We start from the raw sequence: 17,405 nt of genomic DNA, 5'->3' as shown, positions 1-17,405 counted from the left end.
GAGGCCTTTTCAATGGATTTTTGGAACAACATTCCGCTGATGGCGGCTTTAATTGCAATTGGGTTCGCCCAAGTGATTAAAGTTCCCATCCAAGCTTTAATGAGTCGTACAACGAATTGGTCTTTGCTAACAGCAACTGGCGGTATGCCAAGTTCTCATTCGGCTGCCGTCTGCGCCTTAATGACAACGCTAGCGATTGAACATGGTATGAATTCACCGTATTTTGCAGTTGCTGCCATTTTCGGCGTCATCGTGATGTATGATGCAATGGGCGTTCGTCGTCAAAGTGGCGAACAAGCCATTACGATTAATAAGCTCATTGCCGATTTTCAAGCGATTACCAACATCGGAAAAAATTCAACCGAAAAAGACCCTGATGAGGGTCTTAAGCGTTTGAAAGAAGTCTTAGGTCATAAACCGACTGAAGTCTTTTTCGGTATTTTAACCGGGATTGCAATTGGCTTTTTGGTTGAATATCTCTATCATTTATAAGTATTAAAAAAGCGGTCAGGATTACTCCCGACCGCTTTTTTTGTGTTACTTATTTATAAAATTGGAATTTACCTTTTTTAAGCATTGTTGAAACGCCACCAAGCATTGCGATTGAACGGTCATCAATTACTTTTTTAAGAACTGATGCACGGTAACCTTTAAGTGCTTTATCGCCAACAAGACCCATTGCATCGTTATCACCCAATGAACAGACAGTTCCTTTAGGTTTGTAAACGAAGTCTTTTAATGGTTGGTCGTTTAATAACGCAATAATGTTAGCTGCTGCATAATCTGCTTGTTGAATAGCAATTTGTGCTGTTGTTGGGTATGGACGGTTGTTAGCAGTATCCATTACAGCTGAACAGTCACCAATCATGATGATGTCTTCGTTACCAGGAACAGTTAGGTTTGCGTTAACCATTACACGGCCACGACGTTCTTCGAAACCAGAAGCGCCGACAACGCCTGAGCCACGAACACCAGCACCCCAAATAAATGTGCCACATTTGATTTCTTTACGTTCTTCACCATCAGCATAAATAACTGAGTCAGCTGTTGCTTCTTTAATTGGGTGACCAATTTTGAATTCAACACCACGGTCTTCAAGACGAGAAATCGCATAGTTTGCTAAGTCTTTTGTAAACATTGGTAACACACTTGGTGCTGCTTCAATACAGATGATGCGGATTTTTTCACGCGGTACATCGTATTGTTTCACTAAGTAAGGAATACGGTTAGTTAATTCACCTAAGAATTCAAAACCAGTAAAGCCTGCACCACCAACAACGATTGTTAATAATTCGTCATTTTGTGTTGTTTTCCATTGTGAAAATTTAGTTTCGATGTGCTCACGAATACGTTTTGTTGAAGGAATATCAGCAATTGGTAATGTGTGTTCATCAACACCCGGCGTACCGAATGATTCTGATTCAAACCCTAAAGCAAAGACTAAGTAATCGTAAGAGATTAAACCATGTTGTTCTAACTCAACTGTTTTATCCTCTTTGTTTACTTTAATAACAGCGTCTTGGATGAATTTAGTTGCACCCTTAACTTGGTCTTTAATTGGGAAACACGCATCGTTTGCTTCAATTGTTCCAGCAGCTACTTCGTGTAACCATGTTGCTTCGTAGTGGTAATCATTTTTGTTAATGATTGTAATTTCTGCATCTGGTTTTGCTTTTTGTAAGTTACGTAATGTACGGAGACCGCCGTAACCAGCACCGAGAATGACAATTTGTTTCTTAGCCATCATAAATCACTCATTTCATTTTTATTATATTTGTGTCCTATTCGTTCACACAAAAAACACTTTTCCATTTACAATTCTAAAGGTTTTTACATTTGTTTTCAAGCCTTTTGGTTATTTTTATCTTTTCTCTTTCATTCCCGTAATTTCTTTCTAAACCAATTAAGTTATCCTAGCTTTTTTTTATGGTATTATATGAAGGAAGTGATGCCGATTAGCATCACAGTTTAATTAATGGAGGTCTTTATCACGTGACTAATACAGAAGAATTATACGATATAACAATCATCGGTGGCGGACCAACAGGTCTATTTGCTACTTTTTATGCTGGCCTACGCAGTGCCAAGGTGAAAATCATTGAAACGTTACCGACTTTAGGCGGACAGCTTTCAATGTTATACCCTGAAAAACGCATTTATGATGTGGCCGGTTTTCCAAACATTAAAGCGCAAGATTTAGTTGACCGCCTCGTTGAGCAAGCAGCTACGTTTAACCCTACGATTTGTTTGGAAGAAGAAGTACTTGAGCTCAATCAACAAGCTGATGAGACCATCGAACTTGTAACGAACAAAGGTCGACACCGCTCAAAAACGGTCATTATTACAGCCGGTAACGGTGCTTTTGAACCTCGTCGACTCGACATCACTAATGCCAGTGCACTTGAAGGCTCACAGGTACATTATTACATTAAGGACATGAATCATTTTGCCGATAAAAACGTCGCCATTTGTGGTGGTGGCGATTCAGCCGTCGATTGGGCTCTAATGCTCGAACCGATTGCTAAATCAGTTAGCCTGATTCATCGTCGCGACGCCTTCCGTGCACATGAGAGCAGCGTGCAACAATTACAGGATTCATCGGTAACTTTGATGACACCTTATGTCCCGGTAACTTTAACGACCGATGATGACGGCAATTTAACACACGTTGGTTTAAAGAAAATGAAAACAGCTGAAGAAAGCAGCGTAGCGATTGATCACTTTATCGTCAACTATGGTTTTATTTCAACGTTAGGTCCCATTAAAACGTGGGAACTCGAGTTACAAAAAAACGCATTAGTGGTCAACTCTAAAATGGAAACAAACCGCCCGGGTATCTATGCCGCCGGTGATGTGTGTACCTATCCTGGTAAAGTCGCCTTGATTGCAACAGGACTTGGCGAAGCACCTACCGCGGTCAACAATGCAATGAACTACATCAACCCCAAAACCCGCGTACAACCGATGCACTCAACCAGTATGTTCGGTCAATAAAAGCACACGACAGGCCGTTAAAGTCGTACAGCTTGGAGGCAGGCGACTGGCGAAAGGTGCTAGTAAAAAAGAGGATTGCTCACAGCCAATTTGGCCCGAGCAACCCTCTTTTTATATGGTTACGCATAAAATTTCCAGAGTACGAAAAAGCCTGCACCGATAAGGAACCACATTACTGCCCAATCGACATTGCGTTTAAACAGCTGAATAACAGCTAAGGCGAGCATAAAGATCATCGCCACTTGTACGAGTAAGGTCATTGTTCTTCCTCCTTTATTTCACGCTTGCTAATCGTTTATTTTTGTTTGTATTTATCATGAATTTGAGCGGCAATTATTAGTACAACCATAATCGTGACACAGACTGTTGAACCGACGATATTTGCCTTATTAAAGACTGATGAAATGAAGATAACACTGAAACACACAATCGCAAAGATGGTTGTATATGGGAATAACCATACTTTGAAACTTGGCGTTAAATTGCTACGTTTGCGTAAAATGATTTGCGAGACACAGATAGCTAACCAAACAATCATAATCGTGAATCCCGGAATTTGCATCAATAAGTTCAAGGCACGACTCTCTGTTAAAAAGGCGATTAAAACGCCTAAGAAAATAAAGACGGCTGTGATGAGGATGGCACGACGGGGCACACCATTCTTCGATAATTCCCCAAACTTACGTGGTGCTTCACCACTTAACGACATTGCATGCAAGGTACGGCTTGTGGCATAGATTCCTGAGTTTGCTGCCGATAAAACAGCTGTTAACAAAACAAAGTTCATAATGTCTGCTGCTGCGGGAATATTTAACATGTCGAATACTTGTACAAATGGGCTTACCTCACCTGTTACTGAGCTCCAAGGAATTAATGCACAAATTACAATAATTGGAAAAATGTAAAAGGTGATGACACGAAAAACTGTTCCTCGGATAACGCGTGGCAAGATTTTTTCAACATCCTTCGTCTCCGTGACAGCTACACCAACTAATTCTGCTCCACCGTATGAGAATACAACCACTAAGAAAGCTGAGGCAATCCCACCTAAACCAAACGGCATAAAACCACCATTACTCGTTAAGTTTTCGACCGGGTTGGCTGCTGAACTCGGGATAATTCCGAAAATTAGACAGGCGCCTAAAATAATAAATAATGTCAGAGTCGTAATTTTAATGCCCGCAAACCAAAATTCAAGTTCACCATAATTTTTTACCTGTGATAAGTTAATCGCAATAATTAACACGCCACAAATGAGCGATAAAATCCATAATGGCAGGTCGAACCAATATTGTAAAAATGAGCCCGCTGCTACAATTTCAACGGTTGTTACAACAACCCAATTAATCCAATACAACCAACCGGTTACAAATGCCGAGCGTGATCCCATTGCCTTATGTATTAACATTTGCACGTTATGTTTGGGATGTGTTAAAGCCATTTCGGCTAAAGCCGTCATTACAATTAGAAGTAATAAGCCCCCTGCTAAATAGGCAAAAACAACGGATGGGCCAGCTTGTTGCAATGTTTCAGCACTACCTTTAAAAATACCCGTACCAATCATACCCGCTAAGGCGATAAATTGGACATGTCTACCCGTTAGGCCTTGTTTTAATTCTGTTTGCTTTGTTTCACTTGCCATGTCTTAATTTCCTCCTAATTGATTACATCATTGAGTTTTTATTAAGTCTAATACATTTTTCAGAAAATTACTACATTTTTAATGTAATTACCTAGTGCTTTTTTCTTTTATCACTTTAGCCCTCCCTTTATTCATGACTTTTATAGTCCTTCACTTTTTTAAAAGCAAGCAACTATGGTATATTATATTCATAATTACTTTTCATAAAACATTTGGAGGTCGAAATTATGGAGCCGAAAGCTCTACAGCACAACTTTGAATTAAAGCTCGTCGAAAAAACGGACGTGACACAATTCAATGAATTATTACGTTATGTATTCCAAGTTACAACGGACGATTTACACACTTTTGGGTGGGAAGAAGAAGAAATTCGGCAGGCGAAGCTCCCTGTGCTTGAACAAGCTGATGTTATTGGCTGGTATGATCAAACGAAGCTCATCTCACAAATTGCGATTTATCCGTTCACCGTCAACATTTTTGGGCAGCAGTATGCCATGGGTGGCATTACCGGTGTGGGAACTTATCCTGAGTATGCTCGAATGGGCTTAATGCATGATTTAATGATTAGTGCACTACAAAAAATGCGTGAAAATAAACAATTCATCTCGTATCTCTATCCGTATTCGATTCCCTTCTACCGTCGTAAAGGCTGGGAAATCATTAGTGATAAAATGACCTTTAAGGTCAAAGATACACAGTTACCAAAAACAAAAGATGTGTTAGGCATGGTTGAACGCACTGACTGTGATGACCCCCTTATTTTTACAATTTACGATAATTTCGCCGCTCAACAACACGGCAGCATGATTCGCACCCAACTTGCATGGGATGAATACTGGCGCTGGGAGTCAGATGAAATGATGGCCGCAGTTTATCGCGATACGACGGGAACACCTACTGGTTTCTTGTTTTATCGCTTGGCAGATGAGGTCTTTTATTTGAAAGAAATGGTCTTTTTAAACGAAGAAGCCCGCAGTGGTCTTTGGAACTTTATTTCAGCCCATTTTTCGATGGTCAATGAGGTACAAGGTTCAACCTATACCGATGAAGCACTCGCCTTCTTGCTCGATGATAGTGAGATTAAAGAGACAATCACACCTTATTACATGGGACGAATTGTCGATTTATTACCGTTCTTGCAGCAGTTTCCATTTAAAACGTTGTCAAAAGTGAATGGCTCTTGGTGCTTTGCAGTAGAAGACCCACTGGCCGAGTGGAATCGCCAAACGTATGAATTAAGTTTGCTTAACGGTACAGTCACTGTATATGTTAGCACCAAACAACCGACAACGACCGTCACAATCCAAACGTTGACAACGATGTTTTTAGGCTACAAACGACCGACGTATTTAAAGAAAATCGGTCGCTTGAATGCAACGTCTGCTGAAGTACAATTGCTTGAAAGTATTATTCCCGCAGATGTTCCCTATTTTTCTGATTATTTTTAAATACTATCCAAAAAAGCTCATGCTCTATCGTTGATTAGCGATAGCACATGAGCTTTTTTTAAAGAACCATTTGATAGAAATCAACATCGAGCCAACGGTCAAACTTAAAACCGACTTCTTTCATACGGCCACTAAACGTAAAACCAAGCTTCTTATGGAGGTGAATACTTGCACTATTCTCACTATCAATCCCTGCAAGCATCACATGATAGCCTTCTTGTTTAGCGATTGCTATTAAGTGTTGCATTAAAGCAGTCGCAATCCCTCTCCCCGCAGAGGTCGGATTCACATAGATGGAATGTTCAATCGTTTGTCGATAGCCCGGATACGCCCGAAAGGAGCCATAGGTTGCATAACCGACAACTGTTTCATCGATTTCATACACAAACAGGGGCCAGCCTTCCTGTGCTTGTCGCGCTATCCAGGCTCTCCGGTCAGCCACTGTCACAGGATCATTTTTGTAAATCGCTGTCGTCTTTAAGATTGCCTCGTTATAAATGGCCGTTATTGCTGCTGCATCTTTCGCTTGAGCGATTCGAATCATCTGTCTCTCCCCCTCAGTACATTTGGCGTGCCAGTTGTTCGATTTCTAACTGTCCTGGTGCGCTTGTTGCTTCCAAGGCACCAAAGGTCATCACTGAGCCACTAAACGAACCAATTAAACGACTGACTTGTCCTAACGCGCCCATTGAGATTGTAATCACAGGCACGCGTTGGCACGCATAACGTTGACTCGCTTCAATCAAACGTAGCACGTCTAATTTTGAATGGGGCATCACTGCTAATTTAGTAATATCAGCCTCTGCATCAGCTCCTGCTTCTAACAGGTTAACCATTGTTTGAACCGGTGGTGTCCGTTCAAAATTATGATGAGAGACAATCACTTTCGTCCCTTGTTGGCGAATTCGGGAGCATAGCCCCGGTGCTAGTTGTGGCAGAAGAGCTAACTCAATATCGATTGCTGCAAAACTACCAGTGGCACTCGCCCACTGCAAGAGTTCCTCATAAGTAACCGTCGAAAGCGTTGCTTGACCACCTTCAGCACGCGTTCGACACGTGAAAATAAGCGGTGTTGTCCCGATTGCTGCTTTAATGATAGTAAGAACCTCTTGGCGTAACGGCTCATTTGACCATTCAACAAAACAATCAACCCGCCATTCTAGAACATCAACAAAGGCTTTTTTCTGCTTAAACAGCTTTAATTCAGCGGCAATAGCTGCCGTCGTTGCCCCACTTAAAGAAACACAACGCCGCGGTGTTCCTTCCTTTATACTGACCTGACCTAACATTAACTGCTCGCCCATCGTTCACACGCCCCTATCTGTTATTTCTTCTCATTTTACACGTTTACGTTCTATTTGAATAGATTAACGCCACAAAAAAGCGGAGGCAACTGCCTCCGCTCCAAACTGAAGATCAACGCTGTTCTAGGTCGTCAATGCCTCACCTTCTCGGAGTCGGTACCATCTGTACACTCTCCTCAAAGGCTTGTGTTTCCTACAACGAAAGTGACATCAACCGCTTAGAAGCAAACAGCTTGGAAGATAAATGGCAGTAACGGGAAATAGTTGCCTTCATTTTTATTCCGTAATAAATTCGCCGTGTGTACGTATAAAATGCTGTGGCGTAATCGCGGTAATTTGCGTGCCATCTTCAACATACTCCAGCTTAATTATCCGTGCTTCTTCGTTCATTTGTGCAACAACATCACCACGGTCATACGGAATAAGCCAGCTATGCTCTTCTTCATCCGCAAAGAGCTCGGCTTCGATGGCTGCCATTAAGGCTGGTAACCCTAAGCCGGTACGTGTTGAAACCCATACATGGTTCGGCGGCATAATTTGTGATACTTCCGGTACTAAATCGGCCTTATTCCACACGTGAATCATTGGTTTATCTTCTACACCAATGGCTTTAAGCGTTTCTTCGGTAACGCGTTGGCGCTTATCAGCATCAGGACTAGCCGCATCAATCACATGAATGAGTACATCCGCTTGAATTACTTCCTCTAAGGTCGAACGGAATGCCTTCACTAGTTGTGTCGGTAACTTATCAACAAAACCAACCGTATCTGTTAATAAGAATGGTTGATGATATTTCGGATGAATCCGACGCACTGATGTTTCGAGCGTTGCAAACAACATGTCTTTTTCAAGCACGTGTTTTTCGTCTGTTTGCGGATGGTAAGCACTGACAAGTGTATTTAAAATACTTGATTTCCCTGCATTCGTATACCCAACAAGTGCTGCCACACGCAAGCCTTTTTTCTGACGTGATCGTCGTTGATTGTCCCGTTCATTCGCAACGATTTTTAATTCACGCTGATACTGATTGATTTTATCACTGATTGTTCGACGATCGAGCTCAAGTTTGGTTTCACCCGCACCTCTGTTCGCTAAACCCGATGAGCCACCACCTTGACGGCTCATTGAAATACCCATACCCGCTAGGCGTGGCATTAAGTATTGTAACCGTGCGACTTCAACCTGTAGCTTCGCCTCACGTGTTTGAGCACGATCAGCAAAAATTGCTAAAATCAGCATCGTACGGTCAATGATTTCAACCTCAAGTGCCGCTTCTAAGTTTTTAATTTGGCTCGGCGTTAACTCATCGTTAAACACGAGCGTTTCGCTCTGGGCTGCTGCTAAGTAACCTTCCAGTTCAGCTAACTTCCCTTTACCAATATACGTACCGGCATGCACGCGTTCGCGTTTTTGTGTTAAGACATGACCGACAGTTAAACCAGCCGCTTCTGCTAAGCCTTCTAACTCAACCATTGATTCAGCAAAATCATTCACACGCGGTAATTCAACCCCTACTAAGATAACATTTGTCATAGTGTCTCCTCTTCTTACTTATATTTTCTACCCTTTAAACGTAACCAAACGGTACGGGCAACGACTGATACAATAAACATGCCAATTAAAACGAGGGTAATTGAGGCACCCGGTGGTGTCCCGACTTCATACGACATCGTTAATCCGCTGTAGACTCCAATCAACCCCATCACAACACTTAAAATAATTGCAACGTCAAAACTCTTAACCCATTTAATCGCTATCGCTGATGGTAAAATCATCAAAGATGACACAAGTAAGGCACCAACAATTGGCATCATAATCGCAACGGCTAAACCCGTTAAGACACTGAATACCATTGAGATTAAACGCGTATTTAAGCCACTCGTATAGGCCGTATCTTCATCAAAGGTCAACACATACATATGGCGACGGAATAACAAGTAAAGTGTCACTGCGATAATTGCTAAACCTAATAGTAAATAAACACTCTCGTTATTAATTGTTACAATCGAACCGAATAAAAACTGTGAAATACTCGCGGTTGAATTCCCACCATTCACACTCGTTAAAACGAGCGCTAGCGCTAATCCACCTGACATTAAAATCGCAATCGATAACTCGGAATACGTCTTAAAAAAGCTTCGCATCACTTCGATAATTAAACCACCAATGACCACGACAATAATGGTTGTATAGGTTGGATTAACTCCGATAGTGAAACCTACTGCCACACCTGCTAATGAAATATGGGCTAGTGTATCGGCAATTAGTGACTGCCGTCTTAAAATAACAAACAAACCAAACAACGGGGCAAGAATCGCAATTAATGTGCCTGCGATGAATGCGCGCTGCATGAATTCATGCAAAAACATCTCCACTCGGTATCTTCCTTTCGTGTTAAGCGTAATTCACGATCAACATATCTCGTGAGATCGTCATCATCATGGGTCACCATCAAAATCGCACGGTTGTGCGAATCAGCATAATGACGCATCAGTTTATAAAAGTTTTTACGGTTCGCTTTATCCATCCCGGTTGTTGGCTCATCCAGTACAAATAAGTCTGGCTCGGCCGCTAATACGCGCGCCATACAGATGCGTTGTTTTTGTCCGCCAGAAAGGGCACCAATTTGCGTATCACGATACTTCCACATGTCAACTGAACGCAGTGCTTCTTCGACTTTCTCATGATCAAGTGCTGACAAGCGTTTAAACCATTTTCCGCGTTGAAAACGTCCCGAACGCACGAGCTCAATGACCGTGCTCGGAAAACCAGCATTGAAGGATGCAACCTGCTGCGGTAAATAGCCAATTTGAAATTTTTCACCTTTCGCATTGAGCAATGTTCGTGTCACTTCACCGTTGGCTGGCTGTAGTAATCCGAGCACGATTTTTAATAAGGTTGATTTAGCCGCTCCGTTTTCACCGGTTAACGATACAAACTCACCTTCACTCACATGAAACGATACATCGGATAACACCGGCTCATCGTCGTATTTAAACATAATATCTTTCACTTGTATATAATCCACTGTACTCACTCCTCGTCAAACGTCCTAAAACGTAAGCATTACGTTTAAGTATATGCTGATTGTCGACAAATAACAAGTAAAAATCCTTGATAGGTTGTCCTATCAAGGATTCAGATTGTAGCTAAAGTCCAAATAAACTTCATTTTCTTTTAAATGCTATTACAGTCACTTTTTCTACGAGATGATTTCACATTTAGTTAAATAATGGTGTTAAGATTGGCACGATTTGTTTCTTACGTGACACGACACCTGGTAATGTTGCACGGTTGTTCACTAAGGTAACATCGTAGGCACGTTCAACGACGGCTGCCTCTGTACCTAATACAAGAACATCAGAATCGTTCGTTAAGATGTTTGTGATGGCAAACAAGAACATGTCTAAACCTTTGTCAGCCATTTTAGCGTTGATTGCCGCTTCGATATCAGTTTGACGAACAAGCACATCCGCTGGATCAACCACATTCACTTGTGCGATTTCAACTTTTTTCGTACCCATCACAAATTCTTTGGCATCTAACGTAATTAACTCAGCAATCGTTTTTTGGCTGACGTCAGCGCCTGCTTTTAATAAGTCTAAGCCGTATACTTGTGCGTCAACACCGGCAAGTGCTGCCAGTTCAGTCGCCGCTTCGATATCAGCTGGTGTACAGGTTGGCGACTTGAATAATAACGTATCTGAAATAATCGCCGATAACATTAAACCAGCGTTTTCTTTTGAAGGTGTCACACCGTTTTCTTTATACAGTTTTACTAGGATTGTCGCTGTACAACCAACCGGTTCAATCCGACAAACGAATGGATCCGCTGTTTCAAAGTTAGCAATACGATGATGATCAATCACTTCTGTTACAGTTACTTGATCACGGTCAGATACACTTTGTTGTGCTTCGTTGTGATCCACTAAAATTACACGATCCGTTTCGTTAGCGACTGTTTCCACTAAGCGTGGTGCTGGTACTTTAAAATAATCTAACGCGAATTGTGTTTCGGGATTAATCGCGCCTAGGCGTACTGCTTCTGCTTCAACACCTACAGCATTTTTCAAGGCAGCGTAACTAATCGCTGCTGTAATTGTATCTGTATCAGGGTTCTTATGCCCAAAAACTAATGTTTTACTCATCTTTAATCGGCTCCTTCTGTTCTGTTTTCGTTTTTATTTTATCATAAATAAATCGCAAACACATCTCTATCATTCAGCCTTTATTTTTGCCTCCTGATTGAGTCGCCACATTTTATTAATATTAACAACTATTGTCTTAGCAACGGCATAAGTCGGGACTGCTAGAAGCATCCCCATCAAACCGGCTAGATTGCCCGCAACAAGCAAGACAATAATAATCGTCAGCGGATGAACATTTAATGAACGGCCAACAATCAGTGGATTCATCACGTTTGAGTCTAATTGTTGCACAATCAGAACGACAATGATAACGGCTAATGCCTGCCATGGTGAAATGAAAATCCCAACAATAACGGCGGGTAATAAACCAATCCATGGGCCTAAGTACGGAATAATATTCGTACAACCGGCAATCATTCCTAATAGTAACGCATAAGGCTGACCAATAATTAAGTAGCCTACAAAGGTGAGGATTCCGACACATAAACAATCCAACGTTTGACCACTAATATAGGCCGAAATCGTTTGGCTCATCTGTGATAAAATCGTACCGACCTCATCTTGTATGCGACGAGGGAAAAATTTAACCGCCTTGCCATTGAATTTATGACCGTCTTTAAACATGAAGAAAACAATAAAGGGAACGGTAATAATCGTAATCGTAATACTTGCTACCACTCCAATAATACCTGAAATACTACTCGTAATGTTTGCAATGACTGAATTGACAACATTAGACACGTTTACATTGGCTTCTTTTAACATGCCTTCAATATCCAACTGTTGAATCCGCGGATTCGCAAGCACCTGCTCAAAATAACTGTTTGCCTTTGTCCAATATCCTGGCATTGCCTTTCCTAGTTCCACCAGTTGGTTTACAAGTGGCGGAAAGATAATGTATGAAAAAACAATGATGATGGCAATTAATAGTAGAAACACTATTAAGGTTGCCCATAGACGCTTCACCTTGATTTTTTCTAACAGTCCAATCACGGGATTCAACATGTAAAAGATAAAACCGGCTAATAACATCGGCATGAAAATTGTTGAGATAAACGTTCGTATCGGACCGAATAAAAAGGACATTTGCGTAAATAAAAAGACAAGTAGCGCAAGCGCTAAAATTTCAACTGTCCAAAAAAATAATTTTGAATTTTTAAACACACCTTCTCCTCCTTAATCAATGTAATAGCACCATTATAACAAAAAACAAGATTCTATCCTAACTATAGCAGCACTTGCAACTCTCCTCCAGACGTTTATAATAAGACAAGACGTCCTCAAAATTACAAACTGATATCCGCTAATAAAAAAATAGCTTTTAAATATCATTTTCGATACCCCTAAGGAGGGTCTTATGCCAAAAAAAATCGATTTCACTGGTCATCTCTCATATAAATTAATGACCATCGCCTTGCTTATGTTTGCTTGGCCAATCTTCACTGAACAATTTTTACGTGTGCTCATTACCAACATTGACATTTTTCAACTGAGTTTTTATTCTGATGATGCTGCCACAGCCGCTGGGGTCGCGAATCAAATCATTGTCTTAACGATTTACATATACGGCTTTGTTTCTGTCGGCTTACAAATTTTAATTTCACAGCTGCTCGGCGCCCGTCGTCATAAAGAAATCACGGATGTCATTACAACGGGGTTAATCTTAGCTGCACTACTTGGTATTATTTTAACGTTGGTGTTTTTATTCTTCTCGGCTCATTTTTTAAGTTGGCTAGGCTTAAGCGATCATTTAATCGCCCTCGGCACACCATTCCTACAATGGACGGGTGGTGCTTCAATTGTCATCGCAGTCCAATCGGCTATTTTGCCAATTTTACGAAGTCATGGTTTTGTCAAGCAAGCGATGTACGTTCCCGTTGTCACAAGTATTCTCAATGTCATCGGGAATTACCTCTTTCTCTTTGGTCCCTTTGGTATTCCTGTTTTAGGAATGGCTGGGGTCGGCATTGCGACCGCACTCGCAAACTTCATTGGTTTGCTCTTAGCGCTCTATTTACTCAATCGTCATGTTGGTTACCGTTTCACACTAAAAAAGGCGCGTGCGCTCACCTACAAGCTTAGTTACGCCATTTTACGTTTAGGCTTGCCTTCGTCTGGTGAATCGATTTCATACAGCGGATCACAAATTATCATCACCTCAATTATCGCGGTGCTTGGTTCAACAGCTCTAACTACGAAAGTATATGTTTCAAGCATCACCCAATTCGTCATCTTATTGCCGATTTCAATCGGCCAAGCCACTCAAATTTTAATCGGTCATCAAGTCGGAGCACGCAACCCTGACCAAGCGTATCGTCAAGGTTGGCACGGCTGGCTCATCGGTACAGGTCTCTCATTGTTTGGTAGTTTTCTTTTATACGTCTTCTCAGCACCATTAATGAGTTTCTTCACCTCAGACCCTGAGGTGATTGCCCTCTCGAAGAACCTCTTTTTACTTGGGTTAGTCTTAGAAACGATTCGCGCAACCAATATTATTTTAATTAACTCTTTAAATGCGACAGGCGATGTACGCTTTCCTTTCATCGTCGGCTTAATTATTATGTGGCTCGTCAGCCTCCCTTTTGCTTATGTCTTAAGTGTACCGTTGCAAATCGGCTTAGCTGGCATTTGGATTGCTTATATTATTGACGAAGGTATTCGTGGTGGCTTAATGGCCTATCGCTGGCGCTCAAAAGTATGGGCACTTAAACGTATTTTATAGCAGGTTCGATTACTCGTTGTATCGAAAAAGGGTTTCTCCTCAAACTAGGAGAAACCCTTTCAGACAGAAGATAAACGCTGTTCTAGGTCGTCAATGCCTCTCCTTAGCGGAGTCGAGTACCATCTGTACACTCACCTCAAAGGCTCGTGTTTCCTACTATAACAACATTTCTATTCAGTCTTATCATCTCGTAAACAAAGTCACTGTAATAGCATTCGAAAGAAAATGAAGTCTCTTTAGACTTTGTCTACAATCTGAAAGGGTTTCTCCTCAAACTAGGAGAAACCCTTTTTTATTTATGCTTTTTGACATTGACACTCTGCATCCGGATGAGAACCATCTTTACGACCACATTTACAGGTTTTCACTGTTCCCTGTTCTGATGAATCATGTTGGTGCTCATGTTTATGTTTTTGTCCGCCACAACCACAACCTGCTTCGTCTGTGTGCTCATGTTTATGTCCATGTCCGCCACATCCACAACCTGCTTCGTCTGTGTGCTCATGTTTATGTCCATGTCCGCCACATCCACAACCTGCTTCGTCTGTGTGCTCATGTTTATGTCCATGTCCACCACATCCACAACCTGATTGTTGTTGCACATTAGGATTATCGATGATAAACCCTTCATTGCCATGTTGGATGCCATAATCGACAGTTGTTCCAGTCAGTAATGGTACATCTTCTTTACGAATCAACGAGGTAAATCCATCAAAAAATTCTTCAATATCATCTGCCTGTTTTTCTTCCGTTAATTGCATCCCATAATTCATACCACCGTATTCATTACGCTCTAAATATAAATTAAAAGCATATCCTTCTAACTCGTTTTTTTGCATCGCCTCTTTAATTTCAGCCTGTGCTTTTTCCGTAAAGTTAACCATTCGTTCTGTCATCATCCAACCTCCTCATAATCTTAAAAAACTTGTTTTACACCTTTAATGTAAGGTAATGTGTCCAATAACCGTTGTTCAATACTCGCAGTCAATGTGAAATCTGAACTCGGACAGGTTGCGCAAGCGCCTAACAATCGTATTTCTACAATACCGTCTGTATATCCTACAAGTTCGCAGTTTCCACCGTCTTTGAGCAAATAAGGGCGCAATTTATCGAGCGTTCGTTCAATTTCGCGTTGCTCATCTTGATTCACTTTGCCCACCTACCTTTCGCCTTTTATTATCACAAATCACTATCATTAAGTTTCATGATGTCACTACGCAACATACTTTACTCTTTTCATTATAAAGTTTTTAACATCAAAAAGCGAGATTTGAAACTAGATGATTCAAGCCTAATAATGGTAAATTTCATTTTTATGACTTAAAATAAGGGTAAATCCTAATAAAGGAGACAGTTGTATGAAAAAAACAGTCGAACTTTTTATTTATGGTGCTGAGATTTTGTGTCCTAGCTGTGTGAATATGCCTTCCTCGAAGGATACCGAAGAATGGTTGCGTGCTGCCTTATCACGTCATTTTCCAAATCAAGCTTGCACAGTGACCTACATCGATATTTTTTCCCCTCCAGAAGATGAACAACATCTCGCTATGGTGCATCAAATTATTGAAGATGAACTATTTTATCCGGTTGTCGTCGCAAATCAAATCATCTTAGCAGAAGGACAACCACGATTAAAAAAAGTCTACTCCTATTTAGAAACGCTAGGCTATATACCTGTCTCTCAAAAGAAAGAGAAAGTGATTTAAAATGAACCCATTGATTGAATTCTGTGTCAACAACTTACTATCTGGCTCAGAACAAGCACTTAAAGAGCTGGAAAATGACGACCGTCTTGACGTCGTTAGCTATGACTGCCTAACCTATTGTGACACTTGTGCGACCTCACCTTATGCCTTAGTTGAAGGTGAAGTGATTCGTGGCAATACGCCGGATGAATTGATTCATAATATTTACACCTATTTATATGATGAAGATTATCTTGAAAAAGCAGAGTAAAGGACGGCTGAAAGATGGCAAAAATAAAAAAAACAAATGCGATGCGAGAACTCGATAAATTAAACATCGCTTATGATATAACAACCTATGCTTGGGATCCTGAACACCTTGATGCCTCTCATGCAAGCGAGTCAATCGGAATGAATGCTTCCACTGTTTATAAAACACTCGTCTTAAAAGGTGATAAAACTGGTCTATTAGTTGCCTGTATTCCCGCTAAAGAAAAAATCGATTTAAAAAAACTCGCTCGTATTAGTCAAAACAAACGTGTGGATATGTTAGACATCAAAGAATTACTACCTGCTACCGGATACATCCGCGGTGGCTGCTCACCATTGGCGATGAAAAAACACTATCCAACTTATCTCCATGAACAAGGTCTTGAATTGAGTGAATTAGCGATATCCGCGGGTAAACGTGGCATGCAAATCATTTTAGCGGGTACTGATCTTAAAGATGCCACTAACGCGACCTTTGCTAACCTAATTGAACAGGAATCAAAATGAAAAAACGAACCGCCTAACGGTTCGTTTTTTCTATGTCTAATAAATAAAGTCCATCCATCATCAACCCAACATATTCGTTCGAACTAACATTCACAACATCAAATACCTTCGTTGAAAAATGCAGCCACTCCCGTTCACACCCATCTTCAAAACAAATCGTTTTTTGTTCTGATGTATCAACTAATAAAATCCCTTTGTCAGAGCAACACATCTGAGTATACTGCTTATTCAATTGTTGCTCGTCGTTTAGCATAAGTTGGTCGTCACGATATAAATACTTGCGGAGGAGACTGCCATCGTCACTTAATGTAATCAATTCATGTGAGACTTTATCTAAATCAAAGGCAGAGATAGCTGCTGATAAATGGTGTGTCTTTATTAACACACCAGCCCTACTAAAATGATAAATCACACTTGTCGGAAAAGGGAGCGTGATTAACAAAGTTTCATTAAAAAGCAATGCCGGCACATCGAGCCAATTTTCTTGATGCTTTTCAATCAGTTCTAACACACTCATCCAAGCTTCACCAAATTTAGCCGTAATGTAGGCCTCCTCAGCTATTTCCTCGACTGCGGTTAGTCGAGTTTTACGATATAGTTTTTCATCTTTATTGAAATACAAAGTATGATCCCTTACAAACAGATTCACACCTTCTGCAATGTAGCTCACGTTGTTCTCCCCCTT

At 41.0% G+C, this 17,405-nt stretch carries 20 protein-coding genes; 7 read left to right on the top strand and 13 right to left on the bottom strand.

Annotated features, from left to right (window positions below; translation table 11 throughout):
• Window positions 1–12 precede the first annotated feature (12 nt).
• Window positions 13–492, top strand: a complete 480-nt coding sequence (locus ACJYYY_RS01410) for a divergent PAP2 family protein (RefSeq protein ID WP_035314302.1) — start codon at window positions 13–15, stop codon at window positions 490–492.
• Between the two features lie 49 nt (window positions 493–541).
• Here the strand turns inward: ACJYYY_RS01410 and ACJYYY_RS01405 are convergent, their stop codons facing one another.
• Window positions 542–1,744: an NAD(P)/FAD-dependent oxidoreductase gene (locus tag ACJYYY_RS01405; protein ID WP_035314304.1), complete on the bottom strand. Its 1,203-nt coding sequence runs from the start codon at window positions 1,742–1,744 to the stop codon at window positions 542–544.
• 248 nt (window positions 1,745–1,992) lie between these two features.
• Between ACJYYY_RS01405 and ACJYYY_RS01400 the strand changes: the two genes are divergently transcribed.
• On the top strand, window positions 1,993–2,994 hold the full coding sequence (locus tag ACJYYY_RS01400; RefSeq protein WP_035314306.1) for an NAD(P)/FAD-dependent oxidoreductase: 1,002 nt from the start codon (window positions 1,993–1,995) through the stop codon (window positions 2,992–2,994).
• Between the two features lie 119 nt (window positions 2,995–3,113).
• Here ACJYYY_RS01400 and ACJYYY_RS01395 read toward each other — a convergent pair whose 3' ends face one another.
• Entirely contained in the window at window positions 3,114–3,254 is a 141-nt protein-coding gene (locus tag ACJYYY_RS01395) for a hypothetical protein (protein WP_156921150.1), read from the bottom strand.
• A gap of 35 nt (window positions 3,255–3,289) precedes the next feature.
• A complete protein-coding gene (locus ACJYYY_RS01390) occupies window positions 3,290–4,636 on the bottom strand; it encodes an amino acid permease (protein ID WP_035314308.1) in 1,347 nt (448 codons plus the stop codon).
• A gap of 227 nt (window positions 4,637–4,863) precedes the next feature.
• On the opposite strand from ACJYYY_RS01390, the gene eis reads away from it, so the two are divergent.
• Window positions 4,864–6,084 carry an enhanced intracellular survival protein Eis gene (gene eis, locus ACJYYY_RS01385; protein ID WP_035314310.1) on the top strand — a complete coding sequence of 407 codons (1,221 nt, stop codon included), beginning with the start codon at window positions 4,864–4,866 and terminating at the stop codon, window positions 6,082–6,084.
• Between the two features lie 58 nt (window positions 6,085–6,142).
• On the opposite strand, the gene ACJYYY_RS01380 is transcribed toward eis, so the two are convergent.
• From ACJYYY_RS01380 to ACJYYY_RS01350, 7 genes are all read right to left on the bottom strand, one after another.
• Entirely contained in the window at window positions 6,143–6,628 is a 486-nt protein-coding gene (locus ACJYYY_RS01380; protein WP_035314311.1) for a GNAT family N-acetyltransferase, read from the bottom strand.
• A gap of 13 nt (window positions 6,629–6,641) precedes the next feature.
• Window positions 6,642–7,388 (bottom strand): type I 3-dehydroquinate dehydratase, encoded by a 747-nt coding sequence (gene aroD, locus ACJYYY_RS01375; RefSeq protein WP_035314313.1) that lies wholly within the window; start codon window positions 7,386–7,388, stop codon window positions 6,642–6,644.
• 276 nt (window positions 7,389–7,664) lie between these two features.
• Window positions 7,665–8,921 (bottom strand): GTPase HflX, encoded by a 1,257-nt coding sequence (gene hflX, locus ACJYYY_RS01370; protein ID WP_051456909.1) that lies wholly within the window; start codon window positions 8,919–8,921, stop codon window positions 7,665–7,667.
• A gap of 14 nt (window positions 8,922–8,935) precedes the next feature.
• Window positions 8,936–9,763 carry a metal ABC transporter permease gene (locus ACJYYY_RS01365; protein WP_198015719.1) on the bottom strand — a complete coding sequence of 276 codons (828 nt, stop codon included), beginning with the start codon at window positions 9,761–9,763 and terminating at the stop codon, window positions 8,936–8,938.
• Window positions 9,709–10,416: a metal ABC transporter ATP-binding protein gene (locus ACJYYY_RS01360; RefSeq protein ID WP_035314316.1), complete on the bottom strand. Its 708-nt coding sequence runs from the start codon at window positions 10,414–10,416 to the stop codon at window positions 9,709–9,711. Before ACJYYY_RS01360 ends, ACJYYY_RS01365 begins: the two co-directional genes overlap by 55 nt.
• A 193-nt stretch (window positions 10,417–10,609) precedes the next feature.
• The gene (locus ACJYYY_RS01355; protein ID WP_035314318.1) at window positions 10,610–11,536 is read right to left on the bottom strand and encodes a manganese-dependent inorganic pyrophosphatase; all 927 of its coding nucleotides are present in this window, start codon (window positions 11,534–11,536) and stop codon (window positions 10,610–10,612) included.
• A gap of 69 nt (window positions 11,537–11,605) precedes the next feature.
• Window positions 11,606–12,700: an AI-2E family transporter gene (locus ACJYYY_RS01350; RefSeq protein WP_035314319.1), complete on the bottom strand. Its 1,095-nt coding sequence runs from the start codon at window positions 12,698–12,700 to the stop codon at window positions 11,606–11,608.
• Between the two features lie 193 nt (window positions 12,701–12,893).
• On the opposite strand from ACJYYY_RS01350, the gene ACJYYY_RS01345 reads away from it, so the two are divergent.
• Window positions 12,894–14,258 (top strand): MATE family efflux transporter, encoded by a 1,365-nt coding sequence (locus ACJYYY_RS01345; protein WP_084038592.1) that lies wholly within the window; start codon window positions 12,894–12,896, stop codon window positions 14,256–14,258.
• A gap of 296 nt (window positions 14,259–14,554) precedes the next feature.
• On the opposite strand, the gene ACJYYY_RS01340 is transcribed toward ACJYYY_RS01345, so the two are convergent.
• Complete coding sequence (locus ACJYYY_RS01340; protein WP_408869019.1) at window positions 14,555–15,154, bottom strand: HesB/IscA family protein; 600 nt, start codon at window positions 15,152–15,154, stop codon at window positions 14,555–14,557.
• Between the two features lie 20 nt (window positions 15,155–15,174).
• Window positions 15,175–15,417 carry a NifU family protein gene (locus ACJYYY_RS01335; RefSeq protein ID WP_156921151.1) on the bottom strand — a complete coding sequence of 81 codons (243 nt, stop codon included), beginning with the start codon at window positions 15,415–15,417 and terminating at the stop codon, window positions 15,175–15,177.
• Window positions 15,418–15,616: 199 nt separating this feature from the next.
• Between ACJYYY_RS01335 and ACJYYY_RS01330 the strand changes: the two genes are divergently transcribed.
• The 3 genes from ACJYYY_RS01330 to ybaK are packed head-to-tail and all read left to right on the top strand — an operon-like array spanning window position 15,617 to window position 16,720.
• Window positions 15,617–15,964 carry a YuzD family protein gene (locus ACJYYY_RS01330; RefSeq protein ID WP_408869018.1) on the top strand — a complete coding sequence of 116 codons (348 nt, stop codon included), beginning with the start codon at window positions 15,617–15,619 and terminating at the stop codon, window positions 15,962–15,964.
• Window position 15,965: 1 nt separating this feature from the next.
• Entirely contained in the window at window positions 15,966–16,214 is a 249-nt protein-coding gene (locus tag ACJYYY_RS01325) for a DUF1450 domain-containing protein (RefSeq protein WP_035314322.1), read from the top strand.
• A 14-nt stretch (window positions 16,215–16,228) separates the two neighbouring features.
• Entirely contained in the window at window positions 16,229–16,720 is a 492-nt protein-coding gene (ybaK, locus tag ACJYYY_RS01320) for a Cys-tRNA(Pro) deacylase (protein ID WP_408869017.1), read from the top strand.
• 13 nt (window positions 16,721–16,733) lie between these two features.
• Here ybaK and ACJYYY_RS01315 read toward each other — a convergent pair whose 3' ends face one another.
• Window positions 16,734–17,390, bottom strand: coding sequence for a hypothetical protein (locus tag ACJYYY_RS01315; protein WP_035314323.1), 657 nt, complete (start codon window positions 17,388–17,390; stop codon window positions 16,734–16,736).
• Window positions 17,391–17,405: the final 15 nt, after the last annotated feature.

It is taken from the genome of Brochothrix campestris (assembly GCF_046058945.1).
Lineage (GTDB): Bacteria > Bacillota > Bacilli > Lactobacillales > Listeriaceae > Brochothrix > Brochothrix campestris.
Note: the sequence above shows the minus strand (reverse complement) of the source record. Positions and strands in the feature narration are given on the sequence as shown.

Bases quoted from the DNA above. Each gene is read 5' to 3' on its own strand.
- eis (WP_035314310.1), top strand. From the start codon at position 4,864: ATGGAGCCGAAAGCTCTACAGCACAACTTTGAATTAAAGCTCGTCGAA.
- aroD (WP_035314313.1), bottom strand. From the start codon at position 7,388: ATGGGCGAGCAGTTAATGTTAGGTCAGGTCAGTATAAAGGAAGGAACA.
- ACJYYY_RS01345 (WP_084038592.1), top strand. From the start codon at position 12,894: ATGCCAAAAAAAATCGATTTCACTGGTCATCTCTCATATAAATTAATG.
- ACJYYY_RS01380 (WP_035314311.1), bottom strand. From the start codon at position 6,628: ATGATTCGAATCGCTCAAGCGAAAGATGCAGCAGCAATAACGGCCATT.
- ACJYYY_RS01410 (WP_035314302.1), top strand. From the start codon at position 13: ATGGATTTTTGGAACAACATTCCGCTGATGGCGGCTTTAATTGCAATT.
- ACJYYY_RS01405 (WP_035314304.1), bottom strand. From the start codon at position 1,744: ATGGCTAAGAAACAAATTGTCATTCTCGGTGCTGGTTACGGCGGTCTC.
- ACJYYY_RS01340 (WP_408869019.1), bottom strand. From the start codon at position 15,154: ATGACAGAACGAATGGTTAACTTTACGGAAAAAGCACAGGCTGAAATT.
- ACJYYY_RS01355 (WP_035314318.1), bottom strand. From the start codon at position 11,536: ATGAGTAAAACATTAGTTTTTGGGCATAAGAACCCTGATACAGATACA.
- hflX (WP_051456909.1), bottom strand. From the start codon at position 8,921: ATGACAAATGTTATCTTAGTAGGGGTTGAATTACCGCGTGTGAATGAT.
- ACJYYY_RS01325 (WP_035314322.1), top strand. From the start codon at position 15,966: ATGAACCCATTGATTGAATTCTGTGTCAACAACTTACTATCTGGCTCA.
- ACJYYY_RS01330 (WP_408869018.1), top strand. From the start codon at position 15,617: ATGAAAAAAACAGTCGAACTTTTTATTTATGGTGCTGAGATTTTGTGT.
- ACJYYY_RS01395 (WP_156921150.1), bottom strand. From the start codon at position 3,254: ATGACCTTACTCGTACAAGTGGCGATGATCTTTATGCTCGCCTTAGCT.
- ACJYYY_RS01390 (WP_035314308.1), bottom strand. From the start codon at position 4,636: ATGGCAAGTGAAACAAAGCAAACAGAATTAAAACAAGGCCTAACGGGT.
- ybaK (WP_408869017.1), top strand. From the start codon at position 16,229: ATGGCAAAAATAAAAAAAACAAATGCGATGCGAGAACTCGATAAATTA.